The sequence below is a fragment of the Microvirga medicaginis genome (genome assembly GCF_052658925.1).
The window spans coordinates 32,437-58,974 of the sequence record NZ_JBQWEL010000025.1 but is presented as its reverse complement, the minus strand read 5'-3'; the positions used below and the strand labels follow the sequence as shown (position 1 = coordinate 58,974).

Here is a 26,538-nt window from a genome sequence, read left to right as displayed (position 1 = left end):
CGCCTCTTCCCGTATTCTTTTGTTATGCCGTTGGTATACCAAAGAGATCCCAGGTGCATTTCTCTGTCAAGCTTATTTCCCGTAATTCCCTCGCCGGGCTGGACTGCCTCCTGAAAAGTGATCCTCCCTGAAGTATGGCTTTTAAACCGAAGGAGGACTGAAGATGGGCAAGAAGAGGCACACGGCCGAAGAGATCGTTTCCAAGTTGCGGCAGGTTGACGTGCTGACCGCGCAGGGCCGGACGGTGGCGGAGGCGATCCGGCAGATCGGCGTGACGGAGGTCAGCTCCGGGATGAACTGCTGAAAGGCGAAATCTTCTACACCTTGGAGGAGGCAAAAGTGGTGATCGAAAGCTGGAGACGGCACTACAACCCTGCATCACAACACCCATCTGTCTATGTCATTGAAGAGAAGAGGCTTTGTTGCGCGGGATGCGATCCCGCGGGGTATTTTGGGTTCTGGTGCGCCCGCTCGGTGATTGACATGGCCGCCTCTGTCGTCAGCGCCGCGCGCGCGAAGATCCACGGTCCATCCGACAGAGGGTGGATGGCCTCGATCTCGCCGGCTTCGGCCGCCAGACGGAGCGTCTTGGGCGTAACCTTCAGGAGTCTGGCGGCCTGGCTGAGATTGAGCCAGGGCTCGATGCCATCTGATGCCGGCTTGAACACCGGGATCCGGTAGTTCGATCGCATAGAGGTGACGCGCTCGCGGGTCCAGCGGTTGCCGTTGCCTGTCTTGAGGCCGTTGCGGTTGAGCAAGCCTGCGATCAGATCATCGCTGGCGATGAGCACCAATCGGCGCACCGCCTCAAGGATGTCGGCGGACGTGCTGTTGCGCTGTCCGCGGCGGCGCTTTGGCAACCGCATCTCGCTATGCACACCGCCTACCCAATGCACGATGATCACGATCTCGGACACTGCGTCATCGATATCGGCGATGACCTCGTGGATGAGCGTACGGACGATGCGCTTCTTCAGGCGCGCATCAGTGGTTGGCGCCGACCAGACCGTCTTGAGGTTCGAGGCCAGGTCACCGAGAGCCTCCGGGGCGACGGCCGATGGCACGGCTGCCGCCTCATGCACGGCGATCTTGCTCTCCACCTCGGCAACACGGGCAAGCGAGCGGTTCCAGCGCGTCTCAAGCTCGCCGGCGACCAACCGGTTCGCCGGATCGGCGGCGTCGTTCTGCCGGAAGGCGCGGTCGGCGGCATAGCGCGCCGCTTCGAGATCGCGGCCAAGGGCCTCGCGCACCTGGTCCCTCTGGTGCGTAGCCTGGGCGGCCGCGGCCGTCGCCGCGGCGATAGCGCCAGGTCCGACTACGCCGAGCAGCGCCTCTTCGATGGCATCATCAACCCGCAGACCGCCAAAGGCGATGCAATGGGGACCACCATTGTCCATCCAGGCACGGCTACAGCTGTAGCGCGGAATGCGGTGCCGTGTGCCCGTGTACCGAAGCGTCAGCTTCCTACCGCATCGCCGGCAGCGGATCAGCCCGGCCAGCAGCGCATCGCCATGCTTGGGCGCGCCGTGATGCTTGCCGGTTGGAACGTTGCCTGAGACCATCGTGCGGATCGTTTCGAACCTCTCCCAGCTGACATAGCCTTCATGGGCCTCGGGGATCAGCGCCAGCCACTGCGACCGTGCCTTCCGACGGATCGTCACACTCACCCCATCAGCACCATACCCTGCCGAGGCAGCAGTCTTACCATAGGCATAGGCGCCGCCGTAAACCGGGTTCTCAATGATCCGGTGGATAGAGGCATAGCTCGGCCTGCGCCAGGCCGTGTCGCCGTTCGCCTGCTTCACCGGCAGAGCGAGATCGTGCTCGTGCAGCCAGCAGAGCGCCTGCCGTGCGCTCCCCAGTTCCTCGACCTTGTCAAAAACGAGAGCGATGGCTTCCTGCACCCGCCGATCCGGGTCCTTCTCATACCGGTCGCCGGCCTTCACGAAGCCGACGGGGGCTGTGACGACCAATTCGCCGCGGCGGGCCTTCTCGTAGCGCGCGGCGAGCGAGCGCTGACGCAGCAGGTCAAGCTCGTACTCGTTCAAGCTGCCCTTCAGGCCGAGCAGCAGCCGGTCATTGCCATGCCGTGGGGCGTAGATCGCCTCCTGATCGACCAGCACCGTGTCGACGACGCGGCACATCTCAATCAGTTGCTGCCAGTCGCGGCTGTTGCGGGCAAAGCGCGAGACCTCCCGCGCGCAGACCGCGCCAACCTTCCCGAGACAGACCTCCGCCACCATCCGCTCAAAGCCGGCGCGCTGGACCCCGCCGGCGGCTGAACGCCCGAGATCATCGTCGATCACCTCGATCTCGGACCATCCCAACGCGATCAGCCGGTCCCGCATGGCGTACTGCAGCGCGCTGCTCTCGCGGTTGTGCAGCACTTGATGAGTGGAGGACTGGCGTACATAGAGGATCGCCTTGCGCTCCAGGTGGTGAGGGCGGACCTTGTCAGTGATCATGGCTGCCCTCCATGGTCCCCGGCGCTGCCGCGCGACTTTGAGCATGCTCCAGGATGAGATGCATCATCAGGCTCACCACCGTCGCCTGCGCCTCCCGCGGCAGCTCGCGCCACGCCGGCGCGCCGCTGACACTGTGTGACGCGCTGCTGCCGAACAGGTCCAACTGCTGCGGACCGAGCCGCCGATTGCGTTGATCCGCATCCGCGGATGCCCCCATCTTCCGTGCCATGGATCTCTCCCCGATTCTGATCGCGAGAGACTCCCCATGCGCCCGAAAGCCGGGGATTCGATGATTGGCTGGCGATCTCCATCGACCGAGCGAGAAGCGCCGAGAGGGCCATCAGCGCATCCATGCCGACAAAGGGACGCACCGTCAGGGTCTGATCCCGGGCACACGACGCTCGGTCGAACATCCACGCCGGGATCTCAAGCCATCGCTCGGTCTGCGATCCGTCGGGCGTGCAACGGAAAACCGCGCCATCCGCCTTATCGATCACCGCATGGACGGACACCTCGCGGCCGGCCCAGGGGTGAAGCCAATACAGAACTTCACGTCGAGTGGTCCTGTGGGTGTTCTCAAACCTCGTTGTACAACACGGTGCGCCCGCACTCATCCTTGGGCTACCGGCCGCCTGCACCAGAGGTCTTGGTCTCTGCTTCCAAGCTGGCGCCGCAGCCAACGCTGAATTAACATCACACACGGATCACCCACATGGGGCAGGCCACAGGTTTCTGCTGCTGGTTTAGGCGAATGCTCAAGATGGAGGCAGGGCTACCCTGCTTCATTATTCAGCATTTCTTGCTTGAATTGCGGGCAAGGTGATTACACACGGAGCAGGGTGCCCACCTTTTGCAGGAACGGCTGCTTTTGGCACTCCTGAGACGTAAGCGCTTGGTCCGCTTCAGCCCTCAAGAGCCGACGTTCATTGAGCGGCCTGAAAGTGAAAGTTTGACCCTGTGCAGACATTACAGCGGCAAGGACAAGCACTGTCTGTTCACCTGCAACGCTGCCAAGCTACTCAGCCACCACACACTTTGCGGAGAACCGTGAAACTCCCCAAACCTGCCGATCGAATTTTCCCCGTTGAGCGCGGCCGCCGGGGCCATCCGTTTGATTACAGAGCCCACGACGGCAAAGCCGGGGGCTTTCCGCTGCCAGGATCAGGGCCGATCAGGCGACGCGGCTGAACTGCTGCGCCGTCCTCTTGGCTGTGCCACAGTGCGCGTGGCCTCATCATTGCGTAACAAAATGTGGTGTCTGGGAGGGCAATAGGCTTATCATCCACGAATATTGCTCAGAACCTGTGCAACGCGGACTTGACGTCCCTGGCCACAGCTGTGATCTGGGACAGGTATTAGAGAGGTACTGGCCTTGCTTCTCCGGGGCCAGTGCTTCCCAATGAGCATGGATTGATGTCGGGTGATTCAACGAACCTCGGGCTTTTAAGCACGCCGCTCCTCTCCGCCCGCAACCTCTCCGTCGAGTTCGGCAGAGGCGAGGGAGCCTTTCGCGCGGTCAGGAACGTGAGCTTCGACGTTCAGCCCGGGAAAACCCTCGCGGTCGTGGGTGAATCCGGCTCCGGCAAGTCCGTCACCTCCCTCGCGATCATGCGCCTCACCGATTATTCGGGCGGGCGGATCGTCAGCGGGGAGGTTCTGCTTCGGCAGGAGGAGGGTGGGGCCATCGATCTGGTGAAGGCCTCCGACGATCAGCTCCGGGCGATCCGCGGCAAGGACATCGCCATGATCTTCCAGGAGCCGATGACCTCGCTCAATCCAGTCTTCACCATCGGCAACCAGATTGAGGAAACGCTTCTGCTGCACGAGGGGCTGAATGCCCGCCAGGCGCGCTCGCGGGCGAAGGAGCTGCTGCAGAAGGTGCGCCTGCCCGACGCGGACAGGCTTCTGGAGCGCTACCCTCATCAGCTCTCGGGTGGCATGCGCCAGCGCGTGATGATCGCCATGGCGCTCGCCTGCAATCCGAAGCTCCTGATCGCCGACGAGCCGACCACCGCACTCGACGTCACGATCCAGGCGCAGATTCTCAACATCATCCGCGACCTGCAGGCCGAGATGGGAACCGCCGTCATCTTCATCACCCATGATATGGGCGTCGTGGCCGAGATGGCTGACGACGTGGTGGTGATGTGGAAGGGCGACAAAGTCGAGCAGGGGCCGGTGCGCGAGATCTTCGCCGCTCCGCAGCATCCTTATACGCGCGCGCTCCTCTCTGCCGTTCCAAAGCTCGGAAGCCTGAAAGGTCAGCCCCTGCCGATGCGCACGCCCGTCATGGTGCTGGACGGCGGCGCCCCAAAGCAGGTCGGCGGGACCCACATCCAGGACACCGCCGACTATACGAAGCCGATCCTCCAGGTCGATAAACTCAGCACGCGCTTCGACGTGGGTAAGACATTCTTTGGCCGCGTGACACACCGGGTCCATGCGGTCGAGGAGGTGAGTTTCGATCTCTATCCGGGCGAGACGCTGGCGCTGGTGGGCGAGTCCGGCTCCGGCAAGTCCACCATCGGACGCACGCTCCAGCAGCTCATCGAGCCGACAAGCGGCACGGTGCGCTTCGATGGGCGCGACATGGCCTCTATGAGCCAAGCGGAGCGCCGCCGCCTGCGGCAGGAGATCCAGTACATCTTCCAGGATCCCTTCGCGTCGCTCGATCCACGCCACACCGTCGGCTACAGCATCGCTGAACCCATAATCGTTCACGGCCTCATCAAGGATCGCAAGGCAATCGACCGGCGAGTGCAGGAGCTGCTGGAGCAGGTGGGACTCCAGCCCCAGCACGCCAAGCGCTATCCGCACGAGTTCTCCGGCGGCCAGCGCCAGCGTGTCTGCATCGCCCGCGCACTCGCGAGCAACCCGAAGCTGATCATCGCCGACGAGTCGGTTTCCGCGCTCGACGTGTCGATCCAGGCTCAGATCATCAATCTGCTGATGGAACTGCAGGAGAAGAGGGGGCTATCCTATCTCTTCATCACCCACGACATGGCCATGGTCGAGAAGATCAGCCACCGAGTCGCGGTGATGTATCTCGGCCAGATCGTCGAGATCGGTACACGCCAAGCGATCTTCGAGAACCCGCAGCATTCCTATACACGGAAACTGCTTTCGGCCGTTCCCATCGCCGATCCGGAGCGCGAGCGCGCGCGGACGAGGATCGAGGGCGAGATTCCGAGCCCGGTCCGTCCCATCGGACAGGAGCCTGCCATCCATCGCATGCGCGAGGTCGAGCCCGGTCACTGGGCGGCCATCGAGACCGAAGAGCTCCGCGGAGCGGCATAGACTCTACTTCATAAGGAGAGACAGATGAGATTCTCACGAACCTTGAAGGCTTTGGGCTTCACGGTTGCGACGGCCTTGGCGCCGTTGATGGCGTCGGGCGCGCAGGCGGCCGGCACCATCACGGTCGCGGTCGCGATCGATCCCGGCAGCTGGGACCCGATCGACACCTTCCTGGTGGACTGGTCCTCCGCCGCCAACAATATCTATGACGGCCTCACCGCCCGCGGCGCGGACATGAAGCTGAAGCCCGGTCTCGCCACCTCCTGGGAGTTCCTGGACAACAACAGCCGCATCCGCTTCAAGCTGCGCCAGAACGTGAAGTTCCACAACGGTGAGCCCTTCAACGCGGCGGCCGTCAAGTTCACGTTCGACCGTCTCCTCGGCGAGGAGGGCAAGAAGGGACCGCAGCAGTCGAACTATAACACCATCGACCATGTCGAGGTGGTGGATGACTCCACGGTCGACTTCGTGATGAAGCAGCCGGATCCGGTGATGCTGACGAAGCTTGCCGGCTACGGCGCCATGATCGTGCCGCCGAAATACATCCAGGAAAAGGGCGACGATTACTTCAACACCCACCCGGTCGGCACTGGACCGTTCAAGTTCGTCGAGTACAATCCGAAGGTCAGTCTGACGGTTGAGGCCTTCCCCGAGCATTGGGGCGGAGCGCCCAAGCTCGACCGGGTGGTGACCCGCTTCATCTCCGAGGCCAACACACAGGTCGCCGAGCTCCAGGCGGGCCGCATCGACGTGGCGACGCTCATCCCGTTCGGCCTCGCACCGACCGTCGAGAAGAGCTCCAGTCTCGATCTCATCAGCATCACCGGCCCGACGGTGGTTTCGCTGCGCCTCAATACCAAGAACGGCATCACCAAGGACGAGAACGTCCGCAAGGCGCTGATCATGGGCATCGACCGTGATGCGATCATCAAGGCCGTGCTCCTCGGCCATGCGAAGCCCATCGCGAGCTTCCAGTCCGAATTGTCCTTCGGCTACGACCCGAACCTGAAGCCGATGTCCTTCGACCTCGCCAAGGCGAAGCAGCTGCTGCAGCAGGCCAAGGTTCCGGCCGGCGCTCCGGTCAAGATCGACTTCCGCGGCAACGACGCGACGTTCCGCGAGGTCGCGCAGGCTGCGGCCGGTTACCTGCAGGCACTCGGCCTCAAGCCTTCGCTTCAGCCCTACGAGGCGCCCGTTCTGCTCAATGACATCATCCCGAACGGCAAGACCGGCGAAGCCTGGCACCAGGCCTGGGGCGGCTGGACGTTCGACTACGACAACACCGCTTACCTGATGTATCACTCCGGCGAGAAGTGGAACCCCTACGACAACGATCCCAAGCTGAACGAAATGCTCGAGAAGCAGCGCTCGATCTACGACGTGAAGGAGCGCGAGAAGATCCTGCAGGAGATCGCTCGCTACGTGGCCGACAAGGCTCTCGAGATCCCGCTTTACAACCAGAACACGATCTATGGCGTGAACAAGCGGGTCAAGAACTTCGACGCTCCGTCGGATCGCCGCTTCCGTTTTGTGGAAACGACCGTTGAGTAAGCTGCTCTACCGGGTGCTTTCCTCGCGAGGACACCCGTCGAGCCCATGACACCGGAGAGGGCCCCGCGAGAGCGGGGCCGTTTTTCCAAGACCGAAGGATCACCCATGGCGGGCTTCATTCTCAAACGACTGCTGCAGGCCGTTTTCGTGGTCCTAGCCGTCACCCTGATCGTCTCCTTCGCGATCAGGCTGTCGGGCGATCCGGCGATCATGCTGATGGGCGGCGGCAACGTCACCGAGCAGGACCTGCAGAACATTCGGCAAGCGTTGGGCCTCGAGCGCCCGTTCTATGTTCAATACCTGAGTTTCCTGCAGGGCATTCTGGTCGGGGATTTCGGGCGCAGCTTTATGGGCAACACGCCCGTGTCGACGCTGATCGCCCATGCGCTTCCGTCGACGCTGCTTCTCGCCTTCACGTCGCTCCTCGCCTCAATCATTCTGTCGGTGCCGCTTGGAGTCTACGCGGCGGTCAATCGCGGTCGCTGGCCCGATCAGCTCATCCGCATCCTTTCGCTGGTCGGATTATCCTTCCCGAACTTTTGGCTCGCCATCATGATGGTGCTCCTGTTCTCCATCGTGTTGGGCTTGCTGCCGCCGAGCGGCATGGAAGGTCCTGAGAGCTTCATCATGCCGGCCCTCACCATGGGGATCATCCTGACCGCCACAAATGTGCGCTTGGTCCGCACCTCCATGCTGGAGACGCTCTCGCAGCAATACATCATGGTTGCGCGCTCGAAAGGCTTGCGCGACAGGGTCGTGCTTTACAAGCACGCACTGCGCAACTCAGCCATCCCGCTCGTCACCTATATCGGCCTGCAGTTCGGCAGCCTTATCGGCGGCATCGTGATCGTGGAGCGGGTGTTTAACTGGCCCGGCATGGGAACGCTCGCCTTCGATGCCATTTCGGCGCGCGACTATCCCGTCCTTCAGGGGACCATCACGGTGCTGGCGCTCTTCATCGTTCTCATCAACCTCGCGGTCGATATCGCCTACGGGCTGATCGATCCACGCATCCGGACGGAGTGATGCCATGGCCACCGATCGGGCAGCACCCTCGTCGCGCAGGTTTTTCAAGTCGTTCGAGCTTATCCTCGGCCTTATCCTCACGGGCGGAATGTGCCTTGCCGTTCTGTTCTCGCCGCTCCTGTTTCCGGAAGGTGGCGAGGGCATGGACCTCATGGCGCGCCTCCTGCCTCCCTTCCAGAACCCGGCGCATATCCTTGGAACCGATCCGCTCGGCCGGGACGTACTGGCGCGGGTGATCGTGGGCGGCAAGATCTCGCTCACCGTCGGCATTCTCTCGGTGCTGGGAGCGGTCATTATCGGCACGCTTGTGGGCCTGGTCGCGGGCTATTATCGTGGCATCACCGAAATGTTGCTGATGCGCTTCGCCGATATTCAGCTGGCGCTGCCCTTCATTCTGATCGCGATCATGTTCCTGGCCATTCTGGGCACCGGAGTGGACAAGGTGATCTTCTTCATGGTCGTGGCGCAATGGGTGCAATATGCGCGTCTGGTACGCGGTTCCGTGCTGGCATTGCGGGAACGGGAGTTCATTCTCTCCGCGCGGGCCATCGGCGTCGGCAATGCACGCATCATCTTCACTCATATTCTGCCCAACGTGCTCGGCCCCATCGTCATTCTGATGACTCTGAACGTGGCCAATAACATCCTGCTCGAAAGCAGCCTGACCTTCCTGGGCCTGGGCGTTGACCCTCTGATTCCGAGCTGGGGCGGAATGCTTGCCGATGGGCGCACTTATCTCCAGTCTGCATGGTGGGTCAGCGTTTTCCCGGGGCTTGCCATTATGTTCACCGTGCTCGGCCTCAACCTCCTAGGCGACTGGCTGCGCGATTATCTCGATCCGACAGGACAAACCTCAAAATGATCGAATTGCTCAACGAGCGGGTTCCCCGCACGCTCGACGTTCTTATCCGTACCTGGACGGAGCGCGGCCGGCCTGGAGCGCACCTTGAAGCGTGGCTTTTCGAGGGTGAGGCGGAGAGGCGCAAAGCAGAGAAGATTCTGGCGGATGCCGGCGTCACGGCCCACATCCGCAGCGCCTACAAGCCTCTCGTCCACGCTTTTCTCGAAGAGATCGGCACGGATCGTCTCACGCGCGTCACCGTGCGCTACCCCGTTCATCCGCAGGCCAACCCATTACGGTTCCTGTCGGAAGCCTATCCGCTCGCAGCCTTGCTCGAGAATGTCGAGACGCGGTTCGAGCCCGGCGACGAAGACCTGAATTATCGGGTCACTGCCGAATACGACGATGGGCGCGTGGTGGAGCATACGGTTTTCAGCCCGAACCGTCTGCGTGCCAACCATCTCGGACAGACCGATCTCAACCCAACCGGCTGGCTCAGGGTGACAAACCGAGTTGACGGTGCGGACGACATCGACGAGGCGCTTGAGATGGAAATCGAGCAGGTTTTTCACAAGGCCATGACGGCCCTCATGGCCCACGCGTGGCCAGCCGAGGAACCCTATGCGGAAACGATCGCCATCGATGTGACGATCCCCGGGATCGAGCGGCCTCTCGCCTATGGCGATGAAGTCATGAGCACCCGCGAGGCGCTGCACGAAGATTTCTATTTCTCACTGCTCGAATTTTTCAAGCACAGGTCTGGCCGTCCGCCGGAGGATCGTGGCCTGCAGCCTGGCCAGATCGTGCCGGACATCCGCGCCGGCGAGGGCGATGCGCATGTGCGGGTCACCCTTCGCTCGTTCGGGCAACCGCAGGATCCTACTCGTCCTGAGCAGAATATCGAGACGGCGGACGCAGCGCCGGGCTTGGCCCAGATTTATCGCGAATTGGCGGCTCTTCTGGGCGAAACCTTCGAAGGCCGCTCACGTGAGGGACGCCCTGTGCGTGGTCTCTACCGCCCTGGATCGCGCCCGGCTGTCCTACTGACCAGCGGTCAGCATGCCAACGAGACCTCAGCGCCGGTCGGATCTCTGCGGGCGATGCGCCGGCTGCTCGCAAAGCCTGAAGCCAACATCGCCTATATTCCGGTCGAGAACCCTGACGGCTATGCTTTGCACGGGCGCCTCTGCGAAGGGAACCCGCGCCATATGTACCATGCGGCGCGTTATACGTCTTTAGGGAACGATCTCGAGTTCGGCCGCGGCAATTCGGTCTATGAGATCGGGGCGCGCAACGAGGCCCTCGCGAAGTCGGGCGCGCAGTTCCACATCAACCTCCACGGGTACCCGGCTCATGAGTGGACCCGTCCCTTTACGGGCTATCTGCCGCGCGGATTTGAGCTCTGGTCGATCCCGAAGGGTTTTTTCCTTATCATGCGCTACCACCCGTCGTGGGCTTCCGCGGCACGAACGCTGATGGAAGCCGTTACGAAAGATTTGTCGGCCGTACCAGGCTTGGCCGAGTTCAATCGCCGTCAAATTGAAATCTGTGCGATTCATTCCGGCGGTACGCCCTATGAGATCATCAACAATGTGCCGTGCCTGTTGACGGCCGAGACACGTCACCCGACGCCGTTAACCCTCATCACGGAATTTCCGGACGAGACAATCTATGGCGAGGCTTACCGCTTCGCTCACACCGTGCAGATGGCCACCGCGATTGCGGCCGAGGAGGCCTTTGCCACCATCATGAGACCACGTGAGACGTAAGGGATAGGGGCCGGCAACTCAGCCAAAGCAGGCGTTCGCGAAGGGCAGGGGATCGGCATACAACGTCCTTAAACCGACATTCCGAAGCTCGGTTGAGAGTCACTGCTCGGGGGGAGCAGCCTAGAAGGCTATCCGCGATCAACTGGCGCTCATGGGGAAGAGAACTGGTCACTACAGAGTGATCAGATCGTCTATACCAATAAGCTGCGTTCGGAAGATCACCTTCTTTGCGGTGCAGATAGGCATGGACTCAAGCGCAATGTTGATCTGCTTCGTCGATTTGAACGAGTCTGTGGGCCTTATCCCAGTCTCCACGGGCGTCCCACCAGAGGGCTTCAAGCGCATGGCTCCAGCCCTCAGGAGGCTTTGCATGTTGAAGATATGCCTCAAACGTGTCGACGCTCATGATCCCGCCTCGTGACAACTGTGTAGGCCCTATTCGCCGTGGATACAATATTACTCAGTGCTGGGCAATGGAAGGCCTCACGCCTCAGTGGCGGTACGCCGCCGATCCTCGCGACTTCTTCGTACGACACGCTCTAGCAAAGAACCCCATATCGAATTGGAAATACCTACTGCTTTGCGGTTTTATCTGCCACCATTGCTGATGAATGATCTGTCCGGCATGTGTGGTCGGACCCGTTGCTAAACTTTGCCGAGGTCTGAAGATGGCACTTCTCGGAAGTGAATCGAATGTCAGCTCTGGCAGGACATACCGGATGTTCCTGACGGGCAGTAGATTTCCCGGATTGACTCATAGCGGTCCGTCATCGGCGTGATCACATCAAGCGAGTAAATGCGTCTTTGGCCACGAGCTCCAACCGCCCACGTCGTTGGGGTTCATGATCTGGCTCGCACCAGAGATGCAGCAAGGGCAAGACGAGCGCTTGGTGGAACAGCGCCCATATTGGGCTGAAGCATGAGTGCCAAATGGTTGGAACGGCGTGAATGAACAATCCAATACGGAAATACAAAAAGCTCCCTCAGCCGCATATGCGGCTGAGGGAGCAGATGAGGAGCTATCCCAAGTGGAGGGAGGAACGTACCAATGCGTTCTTGTCCAACCTAGTCCGATGGCTCGCGGTCTCTATCAACCAAGTTAAATTCTGCGGTAGATTTCAGCTCTCAATATCCAATCCACGAGCCGAAAGTTAATCCACTTGATAGCGGAGGCCAGAAACGTCCGGAGAATGGTCCAGACGTGAATTGGGGTGCTCCATGGCACGCTATTTCTTTCACCAGCGCATCGGCGACCGAATGATGTGGGACAGGATTGGCTGCGAGTTGCCGGACCTTTGCACAACGCGTGACTCCGATAGCGCCATAGCGCTATGGACGGACCTGATCGCCAAGCGGGTTCAGCCGGACCGGATCTTGGTGATCACAGACGAGATTGGCAAGGTGCTGTTCGTCACCGACAGATGAGCCGGGTAGCCGACGTCAGATGCCGGGGCCTGCTGCTTGAGCAAGACTAAAGTCTCCAGAGACCTTTAACTTGTCTGTTTCCTTCATCCGTACAGGAGAGCCGCGATGTTAAGGCTACCGATTTTCGGGTTTGCACGGCGGGTTGACGATACCGTCGCGCGGGCGATGGCCATTCTCAACACCCGGGAGGACTACACAGCCAGGGCGCAGGCGCCCCGGCTTCCGATCCCAATTCCGAAGCCGAAAAAACCGCGTTCCTGGCCCTGAGAAGAGACCACAGACTTAAGCGGCCCTCTCACCAGCCTGTAGTGGTGCGTCTCAAAGAGCTTCCCACGTTACAAGCGTATTCCAAGCGGATTACGTGGGATCTAGCCCAAGTTCAGTTGTCTCGAAGCAGCTTCGGCAAGGTCTGTGCAAGGGTTTGTGGATCGAAGGGCTTCTCCCACCGGGGTACATGCTGATACCCAGCAGGCACCAAGGCGCGGCTGTAGCCCGTGGCGAACAGGAACGGCACCCCCTGTGCCGCCAGGAGATCCGCCACTGGATAGACCGCTTCGTCCTCCAGGTTGATGTCGAGCACGGCCAAATCGATTGGCCCCGCCGTGGCCAGAAGGTCCAAGGCCTCCTCGCGGGTCGGCACCGGACCAAGCACCTCGGCGCCGAGCTGAGTGATCGCCTGGACCAAATCATCGGCCACAAAGAACTCATCCTCGACCACCAGAACACGGCGTCCGCTCAGGCTCGGGCGTGGATGAGTGCTCATCATTGACCCCTCCTGGCCCGGTGGGTGGGTGTGACACGAAGGAGACGAATAGCGTGCACAAAGACTCTAGCACAGATTGGCCCATCCGGGTCGTGGTGCATTAGTTTATTGGGCTGCACATCATGGAGGGCGCCATGGCCAACCCGCTCATCCGCAAGCTGGAGCGGTTCACCCGCTTCTCGGCCGACGACCAGCGCCTGCTGGAGCGCGTGACCTCCGAGCATGTACGCCGGTTCGGGCCGCGGGAGGCCATTCTGTGCGAGGGCGACGAGCCCGGCGAGATCCACCTCATCCTGTCGGGCTGGGCCTGTCGCTCCAAGCAACTGGAGGATGGGCGAGGGGCGATCCTCGCCTTCCTGCTGCCTGGCGACCTGTGTGATCCGAACAGTTTCCTCCTCGGCCAGATGGACCACTCGGTCGGCGCGCTGACGTCGGCGAGTGTGGCCGGGATCCCGCGGCCGCTGTTCGAGGATCTCATGCTCAACCACTCCCGCATCGCCCAAGCCCTGTGGGGGCAGGTGCTCATCGATGCTGCCATCCAGCGCGAGTGGACGCTCAACCTCAGCCAGCGCACCGCTTACGAGCGCCTATGCCATCTGCTGTGCGAATTGTTCCTGCGTCTCCAGGCCATCGGCCTGACGCAGGGGCCGAGCTGTGAGTTGCCGATCACCCAGGCCAAACTGGCCGAGGCCACCGGCCTGACCCTGGTGCATCTCAACCGCATGCTGCAGGAGCTGCGGGCCGCCAGCCTTATCGTCCTCAAAAGCAGGACCCTGACCATCCCGAACCTGGAGGCGCTCATGAGCGCGGCTCTGTTCAATCCCAACTACTTGCATTTCAACCGGGCTGGGGGAGCCTCGGACACTGCTGCGGCCATGTCCCTTCCGACCTGGGATGGGCAATCCGACGGCCCACGACCCTAGGGTGAGGCCCACGTGGGCCGCGCGACCGGTTATCCCGCGTTTTAAGGAGGTCAGTATGACCGCCGCTGATGATCTCAACAGCTCCGTGGCCGGCGTCGATGACGTGCCGATTCCGGCGGAGCTGGTCCGCCGCCCATCCCGGCCGCCCGACTACGCGGCCGAGAATCGGGCGCTGACCACCCTGGCCCAGGAGATGGCCAGCACCCCCCGCACTGTGCTTCAGACATGCGCCGCGTTGGCGATGGAGCTGTGCCATGCTGACTCGGCCATCATCAGCCTGCGGGAGCCCGGCGACGAGCGCCGCATGTTCCGCTGGCATGCCATTGCCGGTGGACTGACAGGCCAACTCCGGGGCGGTATCCCCCTGGAGGCCAGCCCCTGCGGGACCGTGTGCGAGTGCAACAACGTACTTCTGTTCAACGCGGCGGAGCGGCTCTTCTCGGACCTTGGGCGTGTTGAGCCGCGCGTCTACGAGAACCTGCTCGCGCTCTGGCATAGCGATGGACAACTGGTCGGCACCCTCTGGGCGGTCAAGCACACGCCCGAGGGACGGTTCGACGCCGAGGATGCCCGCCTGCTGCAAAGCCTCGCCCGCTTCGCGGCGGCCCACCGAATGGCCGCTGCACTGGATGAGGCCAGGACCGGGCGTGACGAACTGGAGCAGCGGGTGGAAGAACGCACCCGTCCCCTCTCGGAGGCGTACGAAAGCGTGCGGGCCAGCGAGACGCGGTTTCGCACGGCGCTGGAGATCGAGACGGTCGGCGTCATCTACCTTGACCTGGCGGGCCGGATCATCGACGCCAACGACGCCTTCCTGGCCATGGGCGGTTACAGCCGTGACGACCTAGAGGCGGGGCGTCTCACCTGGCAGGGGCTGACCCCGCCGGAGTGGATGGAAGCCTCGGAACGGGCGATTGCGGAGCTGAAGGCGACCGGGCGGACCACCCCGTACGAGAAGGAGTACATCCGCAAGGACGGCTCGCGCTGGTGGGCGCTGTTTGCGGCCAAGAGGCTGCCCGATGGCACGATCTTCGAGTTCGTGCTCGACCTCACTGCGCGCAGAGAGACCGAGGAGCGGCTCCAGGAGAGCGAGGAGCGGTTCCGCAGCCTGGTCGAGAACTGGGCCCAGGCGGTGTGGGAGACCGATGCCGAGGGCAGGGTGACGACTGACTCGCCGAGCTGGCGCGCCTACACCGGCCAGAGCCTGGAGGAATGGCTCGGCACCGGCTGGGCAAATGCGATCCATCCCGACGACCGGGCTCGTTTGGAGCAGCAGTGGAGTGAGGCTGTACGCGAGCGCCGCCCCCTTGATGCCGAGGCGCAACTGCGGCGGGCTGGCGGCGGATGGCGCTGGACGAATGTTCACGCGGCGCCGCTGCTCGCGCCTGACGGAACAGTGCGCAAGTGGGTGGGGATGAACATCGACATCACCGAGCGCAAGGAGGCTGAAGACGCGCTGCGCGCCAGCGAGGCGCGCTTTCAGCATGTGGCGCGCGCCACGCGGGACATCATCTGGGACATCGATCTGGTGGCCGACCGCGTGTGGTGGAGTGACGCTATGCTGCGGCAGCTCGGCTACGCGCCCGGGGCCATCGGCCCCGACACCGCCTGGTGCTTCGCGCACATGCATCCCGACGATCGGGAGCGCGTCGTGCGCGGCATGAGAGAGGCCGCAGCCGGGATCGGCGACACCTGGTTGGACGAGTTCCGCTACCAACGCGCAGACGGCTCTTATGCCACCATCGCGGATCGGGGCTTTATCCTTCGCGATACGCAGGGCAAGGCTGTACGGATGATCGGCGCGATGCAGGACATCAGCGTGCGCAGGCAGGCCGAGGAGGCCCTGCGCGCGAGCGAGGAGCGGTTCCGGCAGTTCGGCGAGGCTTCCACGGACGTGCTCTGGATCAGGAACGCCGACACCCTGCAATGGGAGTACCTCAGCCCCGCCTTTGAGGCGGTCTACGGCGAAAGCCGGGAGAAGGCGCTTGCGGGAGATACTCTGCGGAGCTGGAGCGAGCAGATCATCCCGGAGGACCGCGCCCATGTGCTGGACAGCATCAAGCGGGTGCGGGCGGGCGAACGCGTCACCTTCGAGTTCAGGATCAGACGGCCGGACGGGCCGATGCGCTGGTTGCGCGACACCGACTTCCCGCTGCTCGACGAGACCGGCCGCGTCCAGCGCATCGGTGGCATCGGGCAGGATATCACCGAGCGCAAGGAGGCCGAGGAGGCCCTGCGCGCGAGCGAGAGCCGGGCCAGGCTGCTCCTGGGCGAGTTGCAGCACCGGGTGCGCAACACGCTGTCCGTGATCCGCTCCATCGTCAAGCGCACGGCCCAGACGAGCACATCGGTGGAAGATTACGCGATGCACCTCGACGGGCGCATCAACGCGTTCGCCCGGGTGCAGACGGCTGTGGCCCGGGATCCCACGGCGGGCCTGGATCTCACTGACCTGGTCGCGGACGAACTCCTCACCTACGCCGCGCATCAGGGCGAGCAGGTGCGGATTACCGGGCCTTCGGTGCGGTTGAAACCCAAGGCTGCCGAGACGTTCGGGCTGGCAATTCATGAGTTGGCGACGAATGCTGTGAAACATGGGGCGCTCAATGTCCCGCACGGGCGCATTCGGATCTCTTGGCGGGTGCAAAACAGCTCCGACCCGCCCTGGCTCGTGTTCGAGTGGAAAGAGAGTGGTACGCCGGACCGGGCAGCCAAACGGAAGCGGCGAGGATTTGGGACCGATCTCTTGGAGCGAACCCTGACCTATGAGCTGAAGGCGAAGACGGTGCAGACGTTCGAACCGGATGGGCTGCGCTGCACGATCGAGCTGCCGATGACGGAGCGGCTTGTGATGGGCAGCGCGGCCAATAGGCTCCAGCCAGACTGAGCTAAAGCTCTCCAATTGGCACATCCCGGAAGTAGACTGGTGGTCTGCTTTGGCGGGGAACAACGGACGTTCCTTGAGGGTATGAGATTGTCAGTGCCTGACCCGATGCGGACCTAAGCCATGTCAGCCTCACTCCAGAGCGGCTTTGCGGGTCTACGTGCTGTGGCGCGTCTCATGCCGTGTGGTCTCCCGTCCTTTGGGGGCGTATGCTCGTGCCGAGGCGATGGGTGAGCTCTCACGAAGGAGGTCTTTTCCCATGTCAGGCCATGCCATCCACATCAAGATCGACGGGCGAACCTACGCGGGCACCTATCAGGTCGACCGCAAGATTCTCACCGTCACGACACCTTACGGCCGGAAGTCGGCTGAGATTGCCCCGAAGGTGGCCCACGACACCCTGGCCCACCAACTCTTGCAGAGAGCTGGTCCAGCAGGAAAAGGCCCGCAAGGGCTCGACCTTCTGATCGTGCGCCATCCCAGTCAGCTCTGGGATCTCGCCGTTGTGTTCGGCGGATTGTCCGTTGTCGCCCATGCGCTTGCCGGGCACTCCTGAAAGGCGTTCAGGGCTGCCCTGAAAGACGAGCTTGCGCACGACACGGGTGACATCGCCGATCTGCGGGTGTGGGATTTCCGTTACTGGCGCAGGATTGGGGGTGCCGCGGCGGCGCTCTCGATCCTCTGCTCAGTCCAGTGGCTCGTCTCCTAGCAGGTGACCTTGTCCGCCATACCTCTGATCAGATCGTGATGCGGGCACCGACCTCGACCGCCTGATCCTCCGGGATGCAGAACTGGTCCGAGGCGTCGCTCGCGGAGCGCGCCAGCGGGATGAAGATGTAGTCCTGCCACAGCGGCAGTCCCGCCTGCGCCGACGCTTGCAGCGCCCGCCGCGACAGGAAGAACGAGGCGTTGGCCAGATCGAAGTTCGCGGCCGCCAGCGCCTTGGGCACGTTCGGGTGCTCCATGAAGCCGAACCGTACCGTCACCCGCGAGAAGCGGTCCGAGAGCGTCTCGGTTGTGACACGGCCCTCGTCCGGCAGGCGCGGCACCTCCTCGGTCACCACGGTCAGGATCACGTTGTGCTCGTGCAGCACCTTGTTGTGCTTCAGGTTGTGCAGCAGGGCCGCCGGAACATCCTGGGCGTTGCCGGTGAGGAAGATCGCCGTGCCGGGCACCCGCGGCACCGAGATGCTCTCGGCCATGCGCATGAACTCGGGCAGGGACGGGCGGCCCCGGTGGGAGATCTCGGCCAGCAGGCGCGTGCCCTTGCGCCAGGTCCGCATCAGGATAAACAGCCCGGTGCCGACCAGCAGCGGGAACCAGCCGCCCTGCGGGATCTTGAGCGCGTTCGCCCCCAGGAACACGAGCTCGATGGCGAGGAACGGCGCGATCACCAGCGCGGCCAGGGCCGGTGACCAGCGCCAGAACCGCCAGGCCACGATGAACAGCAGGCACGAGGTGATCACCATGTCGCCCGTGACCGCAATGCCGTAGGCGGCCGCGAGCGCACTCGAGGTCTTGAACAGGATGACCAGCAGGATGACGGCGAAGAGCAGGAGCCAGTTGATGGTCGGGATGTAGATCTGGCCTTTCTCGGTCTCGGACGTGCGCATCACCCGGAAGCGGGGCAGCACGCCGAGATGCATGGCCTGATGCGAGATCGAGAACGCGCCGGTGATCACCGCCTGGCTGGCGATGATGGTCGCGACCGTGGCCAGAACCACCATCGGCAAGAGCGCCCACTTCGGATACAGCAGGAAGAACGGGTTCTCCAATCGCTCCGGATAGGCCAGCAGCATCGCGCCCTGGCCGAGATAGTTGAGCGCGAGCGCCGGCAGGACGAGGCCGAGCCAGGCCGAGCGGATCGGCGAACGGCCGAAGTGGCCCATATCAGCATAGAGCGCCTCGGCCCCGGTCACCGACAGGAACACCGCTCCGAGGGCGAACAGCCCAGCCGTGCCGTGGCTGATCAAGAAGCCGAAGCCATGGGCCGGGTTGATGGCGGCCAGGATGCCGGGATCGTCCAGGATGTGGCTCAGGCCGCCGAGCGCCATCACCAGGAACCAGAAGGCGGTGATCGGCCCAAACCAGGCCGCGACGCTGGCGGTGCCGAAGCGCTGCACGGCAAACAACGTGATCAGGATCACCAAGCTGATCGGGACGACATAGGGACCAAAGGTTGGGGTCACGAGCTCCAAGCCCTCGACGGCCGACAGGACCGAGATCGCGGGCGTGATGATGGCATCGCCGTAGAACAGCGAGGCTCCGACCATGCCGAGGACGATAGTGATCCCGGTGCTGTGGCCGAGGGCGCGTTGGGCCAGGGTCACCAGCGAGAGCGTGCCGCCCTCGCCATTGTTGTCGGCCCGCAGGACCAGAACGACGTACTTGAGCGTGACGATGATGACCAGCGCCCATAGGATCAGCGAGACCACCCCCAGCACCATCTCCTGGGTCAGAGCACCGGGGCCCGCATGCCCGCTGGCGGCGGCGAGGCTTTCCTTGAGGGCGTAGAGCGGGCTGGTGCCGATGTCGCCGTACACCACGCCAATGGAGCCGAGGGTGAGAGCCCAGAAGGAGGACGGAGGGGCGTGTGCGTAGTCAGGAGCGGTAGCAGTCGCGCCTTCGCTGATTCCTGTCGCGGCCATGACTTGGCTCCGTGCTGGTTCGGCTGGCAAGGCATCGCCTCGATCCTGTGCCTTAACGGTCCGTGCCGCAGTGGGTTTCCTTTCCGGGGGCGGCCACTGTCCAGGCCTGGGCAATGGCCTCAAGCGTATGGCACCGAACTCGGGAATGGCTTAGACCAGACCTTGATGGCCACTCCTCGTCCCCAGTCTCCGCGCCCTATGCCATCTTCGGCGAAGGTCGGGCTTCATCGCGCCTGGATCCTGCCGGACGGCATCCGGAGTTTCACGAGGACGATTTGGCCCTATCTGTGGTCGGCGGCCGCGGTTGGTTTCGCGGCAAGCATCGGTCTCGCGCTGACCTCCCTGGTCCGGCTCCCCAACGTGTCGATGGTGTTCCTGCTGGCGGTCCTGTTCTCGGCTGCCCGCTTCGGCATCTGGCCCGCGCTGGTCTCATCAGGGCTGTCGTTCCTGGCCTACAACTTCTTCTTCATCGAGCCGCTGCACACCTTCGCGGTCACCCAGCCGCATGAACTGCTCGCGCTCTTCGTGTTGTTGGCTGCCGCGGTCCTGACTTCGACCATTGCCGGCCGGGCCAGGGAACAGGCGAGGCTAGCGGCCGAACGCGATGTCGCGTCGCAGCGGCTGTACAGGTTCGCCCGTCGGCTCTCGGCGCTCGCCGATCCGCAGTCCGTTGTCGATCACGCGGCCATCCAAGCCCATGGCGACCTGCATTGCCCGTGCGTGATCCTGTTCCCGGAGAGGGGCAGGCTCGGGGTGGTGGCGGCCTGGCCGCCCGAGGACCACCTCGATCCGGAGGCGCTGTCAGCCGCTGACCTCGCGCTTGCGAAGGGAGAGGCAACCGGTCTGGCGACGACGCTCTGCCCCGCCGTGCCGTGGCTCTTTCTGCCCCTCCGCACACCGGAGGGCACCATTGGCGTCATCGGGGTCGCCTTGCCCAACAATGCTCCTCTCACTCCGGAGGCGAGGACGCTGTTCGAGACGGTGGCTGAGTTGACGGCAACGGCCCTGGAGCGGGCCCGGCTTGGCCAGGAGATCTCGGCCGCGCGGACCGCCGCCGAGGCCGAGCGGGTCCGCAACACCCTGCTGGCCTCGATCAGCCACGACTTCCGCACCCCGTTGGCGTCCATCCTGGGGGCAGCGACCAGCCTGATCGACTACGGTGCCCGCCTGCCGGAGCCCGCGCAGCGTGACCTGCTGGTCCAGGTCAAGGACGAGGCCGAACACCTCGACGGCATGGTCCGCAACCTTCTGGCCATGACCCGGCTGGAAGCGGGCGCGCTCGAGCTCAACCGGGACTGGGTCGACCTGCAAGAGCTGTTCGACCGGGCCGTGGCGGTGGCCAGGCGGCGGGGGGCACCCCAGAGCTTCGACGTCCACGTGGAGGAGGGGCTTCCCTTCGTCTTTGCCGATCCGAACCTGCTCGATCAGGTGCTGGCGAACATGGTGGGCAATGCCATCCAGCATGCCGGCTCCGGCGAGCGGATCACTCTTGAGGCCAAGCGCGAAGGGAGCATGGTTGTGCTCTCGGTCACCGACAACGGCCCCGGCATTGCCCCTGAGGTCTTGCCGCGCATCTTCGAGAAGTTCGCGCGGGCGCCGCGGTCGAGCGGCGATGCCGGAGAGGGAACCGGGCTCGGCTTGGCCATCGTCAAGGGAATCGTCGAGGCTCATCAAGGGACTGTCGCAGCCGTCAGCCCGGTCGCCGATGGTCGTGGGGCCCGGATCGAGATCAGGCTGCCGCTCCCGAAGGAAGGTTCATGACCCATCCCGCCCGTGTGCTTGTCGTCGATGATGAGCCGGCCATCCACCGCTTCCTCACCCCGGCGCTCCTGGCGAACGACTACGAGGTGCTCAGGGCCGACAACGGGAGCGATGCCCTCCGGCAGATTGCGGCGGACGCGCCGGACATCGTCATTCTCGACCTCGGCTTGCCGGATATGGACGGCAAGGACGTGATCGCCCGTGTGCGCGAATGGTCCAGCGTGCCGATCATCGTGCTCTCGGCCCGCGACCGCGAGGCTGAGAAGATTGCCGCCCTCGACCGCGGCGCGGACGACTTCGTCAACAAGCCCTTCGGGGTGGGCGAGCTCATGGCCCGCCTGCGCGCGGCGCTGCGCCATCGCATGCAGCGCGACGGCGAGACCCCAGTTGTGAGCGTCGGCGGCCTGGAGATCGATGTCCCGCGCCGGCGGGTGACATGGCGGGGCGCTGAGGTGAGCCTTAGCCCCAGGGAGTTCGATCTCCTCGCCTTCCTGGCGCGTCATGCGGGCAAGGTGGTGACCCATCGCCAGATCCTGACCGCCGTGTGGGGTCCGGCCCATGAGCACGACACCCAATACTTGCGGGTATATGTCGGCCAGCTCCGGCAGAAGATCGAGCCGAACCCGTCCGATCCCCGCTTTATCCTGACGGAGCCCGGCATCGGCTATCGCCTGCTCGATGTCGTCTGAGAGGCGGTGAGGCAAGCATCTTTATATCGCGTTTATATCCCGTCCCTCACTTCCACATCGAATTTTTATGTGAACCAGATCATGTCTCCCTGAGAGGTCAGGGCACAGCCAATCGCCTTGGTGGCGGTTGGTCAAACACGCTCCTGACCCACTCGGGACAGCCGGCATGTGGCTTCAGCGAAATCAGGAACGCGATCTCCGCTCGCTTCTGTCGCGGATCGAGGCCGCCTCGGGGCCGACGAATGCCCTCGTGGCAGAGCTGCTTGATCGTGCATGTCCTCGCCTTCAGGGAGCATCCCGACCCAACCATTCGGTGCAGCGACTGGTCGAGGCGGAAGCCTGGGTTGACCTCGGATTCTGGCTGATCGGCTGGGAACTGCCGGACTGGGTGATCCACCGCCTGTCCTGCGATGACCAGCGCTGGAACTGCGCGATCTGCGTCCGCGGCCTGGCAATCAACTGGATCGAGGACGTCGCCGAGTTCCAGCACGACAACCCCGCTCTCGCGATCTTCGGCGCGCTGGCTCTGGCCCAGCTCCGGAAGACCCAGGGACCCACCCCCAGCAACGTCACGCCGTTCAGGCGGACGGGAACCCGTCACGTGAGCCGTGACGCAGAGAGATGATATGGCTACAACGGTATCACCGCGGCAGGATTCCGCTGAAGCAGCCGGACGCACCACGCCCCATGGATCCGGATTCTGGATCCTGACGCTCGGCACGCTCGGCGTCGTCTACGGCGACATCGGCACGAGCCCGCTTTATGCGCTGAAGGAGTCACTCTCGGCCGCGGCCGCGGGCGGTCCTGTCACCCGCGAGATGGTGTTCGGCATCGTGTCGCTGATCCTGTGGGCGCTGATCGTCATCGTGACGATCAAGTACGTGCTGTTCATCCTGCGCGCCGACAACAACGGCGAGGGCGGCACGCTGACCCTCATGGCGCTCGCGCAGAAGGCCATGGGCCACAACGTGCTCGTGATCACTCTGCTCGGCATGATCGGCGCCGCCCTGTTCTATGGCGATGCCATCATCACGCCGGCTATCTCGGTGCTCTCGGCCGTCGAGGGTCTGACGGTCGCAAGTCCCGCCTTCGAGCACTACGTCCTGCCGCTCAGCCTCGTGATCCTGGTTGGCCTGTTTGCCGTGCAGAGCCACGGCACCGCCCGGGTCGCCGCTTGGTTCGGCCCGATCACCGCGGTGTGGTTCGTGCTCATGGCGGTCGGCGGGCTTGTTCATATTGCCGATGACCCGAGCATCCTGGCGGCGATCAGCCCGACCTACGGGATCGTGTTTCTCGCCACGCACGGGAAGGCGGGCCTGTTCGCCCTGGGCGCGGTGTTTCTGGCCGTCACCGGCGCCGAGGCGCTGTACGCCGATATGGGCCATTTTGGCCGGCGGCCGATCCAGACTGCGTGGCTGGGGCTGGTCCTGCCCTGCCTCGCCGTGAACTACATCGGCCAGGGTGCCCTGCTCCTGGCGGACCCGGCCAAGATCGAGAACCCGTTCTTCCTGCTCTATCCTGACTGGGCGCTGTTCCCGATGGTTGGCATGGCGACGCTCGCCACGATCATCGCCAGCCAGGCGGTGATCACCGGCGCGTTCTCGATTACGCAGCAAGCCATCCAGTTGGGCCTGCTGCCGCGAATGGAGATCCGTTGGACGTCCGAGACCGAGAAGGGTCAGATCTACGTGCCGAAGATCAACTTCCTGCTCCTGGGCGCCGTGTTGCTTCTGGTTGTCATGTTCAGGAGCTCGAGCGCCCTGTCGCACGCCTATGGGCTGGCGGTCACCGGAACGATGGTGGTCACCGCCGTCATGGCGTTCTTTGTGGTTTGGCGGTTCTGGAAGTGGTCCGTCTGGGCCTCGGCCGCCGTGATCGTGCCCTTCCTGGTGGTCGACACGATCTTCCTCGCGGCCAATGCCTTGAAGATCCCGCAGGGCGGCTGGATGCCGCTGCTCGTCGGTGCGCTGCTGGTCCTGCTCATGCTGACCTGGCGGAGCGGCACGCGCATCCTATTCGAGAAGACGCGCAAGACCGACGTGCCGCTCCTCGAACTTGTGCAGATGCTGGAAAAAAGCCCACCGCATCGGGTGAAGGGCACGGCCGTGTTCATGACGAGCGATCCCGACACGGCTCCCTCGGCGCTGCTGCACAACCTCAAGCACAACAAGATCCTGCACGAGCAGAACGTGATCCTGACGGTCAGGACCGAGGATGCGCCGCGGATCTCCGACAACGAGCGGGTCCGGATCGAGCACCTGGGCGACTCGTTCTGGCGCGCGACCATGACCTTCGGCTACATGGAGGCGCCGAACATCCCGCGCGGGTTGGCCCTCCTGCGCAAGCAGGGCTTCAAGTTCGACATCATGGCGACGTCGTTCTTTGTCTCGCGCCGCTCAATCCGGCCATCGGTCCACGGGGGCATGCCGCTCTGGCAGGACAAGCTGTTCATCAGCCTAGCCAAGTCGGCCAGCAACGCAACGGACTTCTTCCAGATCCCCACCGGGCGGGTGGTGGAGGTGGGCACCCAGGTGACTGTTTGAGTTGGCTCTTGGCCGATGGTCGCGAAGAGCACCTGGAATGTCCTAAAATGGCACTTCTGAGACGTGAGCGATTGGTCCGCCTATGCGCTCAGGAGCTGACATTTATTGGGCGGCCGGAGCGTGAAAGGTTGACCCTAAGCGGCCCTTCAGACTCTCACGGCCGATACGGGCCGAACTGCGGGGCACGCTCATGGCTCCGTCTCGCACCAGGGACGGCACACGTCCTTAGCGTCCATGCGCTCAATCACGACCGGAACGGGCCGGCAGACGGTGTTGCACATCAAGGGAAATCGTCGCGACCGGCTGTAACCTTTGGGAGCCTGCCTGCGAAAAGAGATATGAGGCCCCAGCAGCAGGCGCGAACGCCGATCAAGCATGTTGATGTGGCTTGCATGGGTGCCGCATTCATGCCCGCACCCGCGTCGCCCTGACCGCGGCGGTGTGGGTGCCTAGGCTCACCCAAGGAGGAGTATCCTGGTCATGACCTATGCAGCCATCACGTCAGCGAAGCAACTCGACTGGAAAGCCACCGTATGGGCCGGCCTGATCGCCGGGGCGGTCTTCATGATGATGGAGATGATCTTGATGGCTTTGGCCGGAATGGGCTTCTGGGGTCCACCGCGCATGATCGCCGCGATCGCGCTGGGGCCGGGAGTCCTGCCCCCGCCCGCAACCTTCGATATCGGAGTGATCATGGTGGCCATGATCATCCATATCGTACTGTCGATTGTCTACGCCTTCATTCTCACAGCGATTATATCAGCGTGGAATCTGACGACAGTTGCGGCCGTTGTCGCAGGCGCCGTGTTCGGGTTCATCCTCTACGTCGTCAATTTCTATGGTTTCACCGCTGTGTTCCCGTGGTTCGCAGAAGCTCGTGGTTGGATCGGCACTGTGAGCCATATCGCCTTCGGGGTGGTGCTCGCTTGGACCTATCGCGCATTGGCCAGTACTCCCGCTGCGCTCATCCCCTGATGACGTCAAACGAGCCACTCAACGGCCATGGAGCGAAAGATCCAGCATTGCCTGATCGGTATGCCGTCGCTCCAGGCCAACACCGCAAATGATGCCGAGCCGCCGCTATCACGTCCTACGGGCGCTGGTGCGCATCATCAGGGATATGCCAGCGCCAACCACGACGCTAAGCGCCGCCAGTGCTGCCGCCATCCGCCAGACGGGCGGGAGCGGCCGATACAAGTCCGCAAGCCAGGCCACCTCCGCCATCGGAGGCGCTGCCTGCCATATGTCCCACTCCGCACGGGGTCCGGATCGGTGGACCATGTCGCGCATCACGCCGATGCCCCTTCCCATAGGGACAAGCGGGCGGCAGCTTTCCTGCTCGCGCGGGCGTTCGCCATGCGCGGCACTCTCCAGAGCCTCAAAGAGGCCCCACTCGTCCCCAATCCAGAGCGAACGGAAGACGATCGTGCCATTGCGATCCGTCAGGTACGCCGCATTCGGCTTTTCGTCCAAGGCATGGTGAACGCTTCCCTCTGCGTCGTCGACGGCAACCGGCCACGGCAGGCGATCACGGGTCTGCAACTCGCGGGCGTGCTGCATCTTCTCGTCAAACGACCGGACCTGCTCGTAGCGCTCTCCAGGGTGAGCCTCCCGAACGTGCAGCATCACGAATTGGATCCGGGAACCGAACCGGGCGTACAGTCTCTTGAGAATGGGGTTCGAACTAGCTGTCATCGGGCAGGTCAGCGATCCCGTGATCAGGGGATCGGCCTGCTGCCGACGAAGTCCCTTGTGCGCAAGCGCGGCCCGTCGGTCGTGGGCAGATCGAAATCGGGCAGACGGTCCCCGGGGCGGGGCGCATCCTCGCCAAAGTTCATGTCCTCAGCCAGGACGCGGAATGTGACACGCTCGTAGAGGTAGTCCCTCATGGGATGCTCGGCGCGGGCAACGGCCATGGCTGATCTCCGTAACTGAGATTAAAGGTCTCAACGA

Annotated in this window: 20 protein-coding genes and 2 pseudogenes; 16 read left to right on the top strand and 6 right to left on the bottom strand. The window is 63.4% G+C overall.

Features of this window, described 5'->3' with window-relative positions; all coding sequences use genetic code 11:
* Positions 1 to 163: 163 nt before the first annotated feature.
* Positions 164 to 286, top strand: a pseudogene (locus ACUXUR_RS23165) (IS3 family transposase); the annotation flags it as partial.
* Positions 283 to 396 (top strand): annotated as a pseudogene (locus ACUXUR_RS23160) (integrase core domain-containing protein); the annotation flags it as partial. The pseudogenes ACUXUR_RS23165 and ACUXUR_RS23160, both read left to right, overlap by 4 nt.
* On the opposite strand, the gene ACUXUR_RS23155 reads toward ACUXUR_RS23160, so the two are convergent.
* Positions 396 to 2,465, bottom strand: coding sequence for a recombinase family protein (locus tag ACUXUR_RS23155; RefSeq protein ID WP_445504712.1), 2,070 nt, complete (start codon positions 2,463 to 2,465; stop codon positions 396 to 398). The pseudogene ACUXUR_RS23160 and the gene ACUXUR_RS23155 sit on opposite strands and share 1 nt — an antisense overlap.
* Positions 2,455 to 2,694 carry a hypothetical protein gene (locus ACUXUR_RS23150; protein ID WP_445504711.1) on the bottom strand — a complete coding sequence of 80 codons (240 nt, stop codon included), beginning with the start codon at positions 2,692 to 2,694 and terminating at the stop codon, positions 2,455 to 2,457. Before ACUXUR_RS23150 ends, ACUXUR_RS23155 begins: the two co-directional genes overlap by 11 nt.
* A gap of 1,184 nt (positions 2,695 to 3,878) precedes the next feature.
* On the opposite strand from ACUXUR_RS23150, the gene ACUXUR_RS23145 reads away from it, so the two are divergent.
* From ACUXUR_RS23145 to ACUXUR_RS23120, 6 genes are all read left to right on the top strand, one after another.
* A complete protein-coding gene (locus ACUXUR_RS23145) occupies positions 3,879 to 5,762 on the top strand; it encodes an ABC transporter ATP-binding protein (RefSeq protein WP_445504710.1) in 1,884 nt (627 codons plus the stop codon).
* Between the two features lie 24 nt (positions 5,763 to 5,786).
* Positions 5,787 to 7,313 (top strand): ABC transporter substrate-binding protein, encoded by a 1,527-nt coding sequence (locus tag ACUXUR_RS23140; RefSeq protein ID WP_445504709.1) that lies wholly within the window; start codon positions 5,787 to 5,789, stop codon positions 7,311 to 7,313.
* Between the two features lie 105 nt (positions 7,314 to 7,418).
* Positions 7,419 to 8,339 carry an ABC transporter permease gene (locus tag ACUXUR_RS23135; RefSeq protein WP_445504708.1) on the top strand — a complete coding sequence of 307 codons (921 nt, stop codon included), beginning with the start codon at positions 7,419 to 7,421 and terminating at the stop codon, positions 8,337 to 8,339.
* Between the two features lie 4 nt (positions 8,340 to 8,343).
* On the top strand, positions 8,344 to 9,201 hold the full coding sequence (locus ACUXUR_RS23130; protein ID WP_445504707.1) for an ABC transporter permease: 858 nt from the start codon (positions 8,344 to 8,346) through the stop codon (positions 9,199 to 9,201).
* Positions 9,198 to 10,949, top strand: coding sequence for a M14 family zinc carboxypeptidase (locus ACUXUR_RS23125; RefSeq protein ID WP_445504706.1), 1,752 nt, complete (start codon positions 9,198 to 9,200; stop codon positions 10,947 to 10,949). Before ACUXUR_RS23130 ends, ACUXUR_RS23125 begins: the two co-directional genes overlap by 4 nt.
* Before the next feature lie 1,218 nt (positions 10,950 to 12,167).
* Positions 12,168 to 12,374 carry a DUF6894 family protein gene (locus ACUXUR_RS23120; RefSeq protein WP_445504705.1) on the top strand — a complete coding sequence of 69 codons (207 nt, stop codon included), beginning with the start codon at positions 12,168 to 12,170 and terminating at the stop codon, positions 12,372 to 12,374.
* A 379-nt stretch (positions 12,375 to 12,753) separates the two neighbouring features.
* Here the strand turns inward: ACUXUR_RS23120 and ACUXUR_RS23115 are convergent, their stop codons facing one another.
* On the bottom strand, positions 12,754 to 13,140 hold the full coding sequence (locus tag ACUXUR_RS23115) for a response regulator (protein ID WP_445504704.1): 387 nt from the start codon (positions 13,138 to 13,140) through the stop codon (positions 12,754 to 12,756).
* Positions 13,141 to 13,271: 131 nt separating this feature from the next.
* Between ACUXUR_RS23115 and ACUXUR_RS23110 the strand changes: the two genes are divergently transcribed.
* The 3 genes from ACUXUR_RS23110 (at position 13,272) to ACUXUR_RS23100 (ending at position 17,500) form a co-directional block, all read left to right on the top strand.
* Positions 13,272 to 14,060, top strand: coding sequence for a Crp/Fnr family transcriptional regulator (locus tag ACUXUR_RS23110; RefSeq protein WP_445504703.1), 789 nt, complete (start codon positions 13,272 to 13,274; stop codon positions 14,058 to 14,060).
* Between the two features lie 55 nt (positions 14,061 to 14,115).
* Entirely contained in the window at positions 14,116 to 16,947 is a 2,832-nt protein-coding gene (locus ACUXUR_RS23105; protein ID WP_445504702.1) for a PAS domain S-box protein, read from the top strand.
* Between the two features lie 256 nt (positions 16,948 to 17,203).
* A complete protein-coding gene (locus ACUXUR_RS23100) occupies positions 17,204 to 17,500 on the top strand; it encodes a hypothetical protein (RefSeq protein ID WP_445504701.1) in 297 nt (98 codons plus the stop codon).
* Between the two features lie 181 nt (positions 17,501 to 17,681).
* Here ACUXUR_RS23100 and ACUXUR_RS23095 read toward each other — a convergent pair whose 3' ends face one another.
* Positions 17,682 to 19,592: a potassium transporter Kup gene (locus ACUXUR_RS23095; RefSeq protein WP_445504700.1), complete on the bottom strand. Its 1,911-nt coding sequence runs from the start codon at positions 19,590 to 19,592 to the stop codon at positions 17,682 to 17,684.
* 165 nt (positions 19,593 to 19,757) lie between these two features.
* On the opposite strand from ACUXUR_RS23095, the gene ACUXUR_RS23090 reads away from it, so the two are divergent.
* The 5 genes from ACUXUR_RS23090 (at position 19,758) to ACUXUR_RS23070 (ending at position 25,560) form a co-directional block, all read left to right on the top strand.
* Positions 19,758 to 21,353, top strand: a complete 1,596-nt coding sequence (locus ACUXUR_RS23090; RefSeq protein ID WP_445504699.1) for an ATP-binding protein — start codon at positions 19,758 to 19,760, stop codon at positions 21,351 to 21,353.
* Positions 21,350 to 22,042: a response regulator gene (locus ACUXUR_RS23085; protein ID WP_445504698.1), complete on the top strand. Its 693-nt coding sequence runs from the start codon at positions 21,350 to 21,352 to the stop codon at positions 22,040 to 22,042. The genes ACUXUR_RS23090 and ACUXUR_RS23085 overlap by 4 nt, the downstream gene beginning before the upstream one ends.
* A 166-nt stretch (positions 22,043 to 22,208) precedes the next feature.
* A complete protein-coding gene (locus tag ACUXUR_RS23080; RefSeq protein ID WP_445504697.1) occupies positions 22,209 to 22,667 on the top strand; it encodes a hypothetical protein in 459 nt (152 codons plus the stop codon).
* Position 22,668: 1 nt separating this feature from the next.
* A complete protein-coding gene (locus tag ACUXUR_RS23075; protein WP_445504696.1) occupies positions 22,669 to 24,585 on the top strand; it encodes a potassium transporter Kup in 1,917 nt (638 codons plus the stop codon).
* A gap of 480 nt (positions 24,586 to 25,065) precedes the next feature.
* Entirely contained in the window at positions 25,066 to 25,560 is a 495-nt protein-coding gene (locus ACUXUR_RS23070) for a hypothetical protein (RefSeq protein WP_445504695.1), read from the top strand.
* 108 nt (positions 25,561 to 25,668) lie between these two features.
* Here ACUXUR_RS23070 and ACUXUR_RS23065 read toward each other — a convergent pair whose 3' ends face one another.
* Both ACUXUR_RS23065 and ACUXUR_RS23060 read right to left on the bottom strand, forming a co-directional pair.
* Positions 25,669 to 26,214 (bottom strand): hypothetical protein, encoded by a 546-nt coding sequence (locus ACUXUR_RS23065; protein WP_445504694.1) that lies wholly within the window; start codon positions 26,212 to 26,214, stop codon positions 25,669 to 25,671.
* Between the two features lie 89 nt (positions 26,215 to 26,303).
* Entirely contained in the window at positions 26,304 to 26,501 is a 198-nt protein-coding gene (locus ACUXUR_RS23060; protein WP_445504693.1) for a thioredoxin domain-containing protein, read from the bottom strand.
* Positions 26,502 to 26,538 lie beyond the last annotated feature (37 nt).

What these genes read in the sequence shown, in the direction of transcription:
- ACUXUR_RS23155 (WP_445504712.1), bottom strand. Translation starts at nt 2,465, where the DNA reads ATGATCACTGACAAGGTCCGCCCTCACCACCTGGAGCGCAAGGCGATC.
- ACUXUR_RS23150 (WP_445504711.1), bottom strand. Translation starts at nt 2,694, where the DNA reads ATGGCACGGAAGATGGGGGCATCCGCGGATGCGGATCAACGCAATCGG.
- ACUXUR_RS23145 (WP_445504710.1), top strand. Translation starts at nt 3,879, where the DNA reads ATGTCGGGTGATTCAACGAACCTCGGGCTTTTAAGCACGCCGCTCCTC.
- ACUXUR_RS23140 (WP_445504709.1), top strand. Translation starts at nt 5,787, where the DNA reads ATGAGATTCTCACGAACCTTGAAGGCTTTGGGCTTCACGGTTGCGACG.
- ACUXUR_RS23135 (WP_445504708.1), top strand. Translation starts at nt 7,419, where the DNA reads ATGGCGGGCTTCATTCTCAAACGACTGCTGCAGGCCGTTTTCGTGGTC.
- ACUXUR_RS23130 (WP_445504707.1), top strand. Translation starts at nt 8,344, where the DNA reads ATGGCCACCGATCGGGCAGCACCCTCGTCGCGCAGGTTTTTCAAGTCG.
- ACUXUR_RS23125 (WP_445504706.1), top strand. Translation starts at nt 9,198, where the DNA reads ATGATCGAATTGCTCAACGAGCGGGTTCCCCGCACGCTCGACGTTCTT.
- ACUXUR_RS23120 (WP_445504705.1), top strand. Translation starts at nt 12,168, where the DNA reads ATGGCACGCTATTTCTTTCACCAGCGCATCGGCGACCGAATGATGTGG.
- ACUXUR_RS23115 (WP_445504704.1), bottom strand. Translation starts at nt 13,140, where the DNA reads ATGATGAGCACTCATCCACGCCCGAGCCTGAGCGGACGCCGTGTTCTG.
- ACUXUR_RS23110 (WP_445504703.1), top strand. Translation starts at nt 13,272, where the DNA reads ATGGCCAACCCGCTCATCCGCAAGCTGGAGCGGTTCACCCGCTTCTCG.
- ACUXUR_RS23105 (WP_445504702.1), top strand. Translation starts at nt 14,116, where the DNA reads ATGACCGCCGCTGATGATCTCAACAGCTCCGTGGCCGGCGTCGATGAC.
- ACUXUR_RS23100 (WP_445504701.1), top strand. Translation starts at nt 17,204, where the DNA reads ATGTCAGGCCATGCCATCCACATCAAGATCGACGGGCGAACCTACGCG.
- ACUXUR_RS23095 (WP_445504700.1), bottom strand. Translation starts at nt 19,592, where the DNA reads ATGGCCGCGACAGGAATCAGCGAAGGCGCGACTGCTACCGCTCCTGAC.
- ACUXUR_RS23090 (WP_445504699.1), top strand. Translation starts at nt 19,758, where the DNA reads ATGGCCACTCCTCGTCCCCAGTCTCCGCGCCCTATGCCATCTTCGGCG.
- ACUXUR_RS23085 (WP_445504698.1), top strand. Translation starts at nt 21,350, where the DNA reads ATGACCCATCCCGCCCGTGTGCTTGTCGTCGATGATGAGCCGGCCATC.
- ACUXUR_RS23080 (WP_445504697.1), top strand. Translation starts at nt 22,209, where the DNA reads ATGTGGCTTCAGCGAAATCAGGAACGCGATCTCCGCTCGCTTCTGTCG.
- ACUXUR_RS23075 (WP_445504696.1), top strand. Translation starts at nt 22,669, where the DNA reads ATGGCTACAACGGTATCACCGCGGCAGGATTCCGCTGAAGCAGCCGGA.
- ACUXUR_RS23070 (WP_445504695.1), top strand. Translation starts at nt 25,066, where the DNA reads ATGACCTATGCAGCCATCACGTCAGCGAAGCAACTCGACTGGAAAGCC.
- ACUXUR_RS23060 (WP_445504693.1), bottom strand. Translation starts at nt 26,501, where the DNA reads ATGGCCGTTGCCCGCGCCGAGCATCCCATGAGGGACTACCTCTACGAG.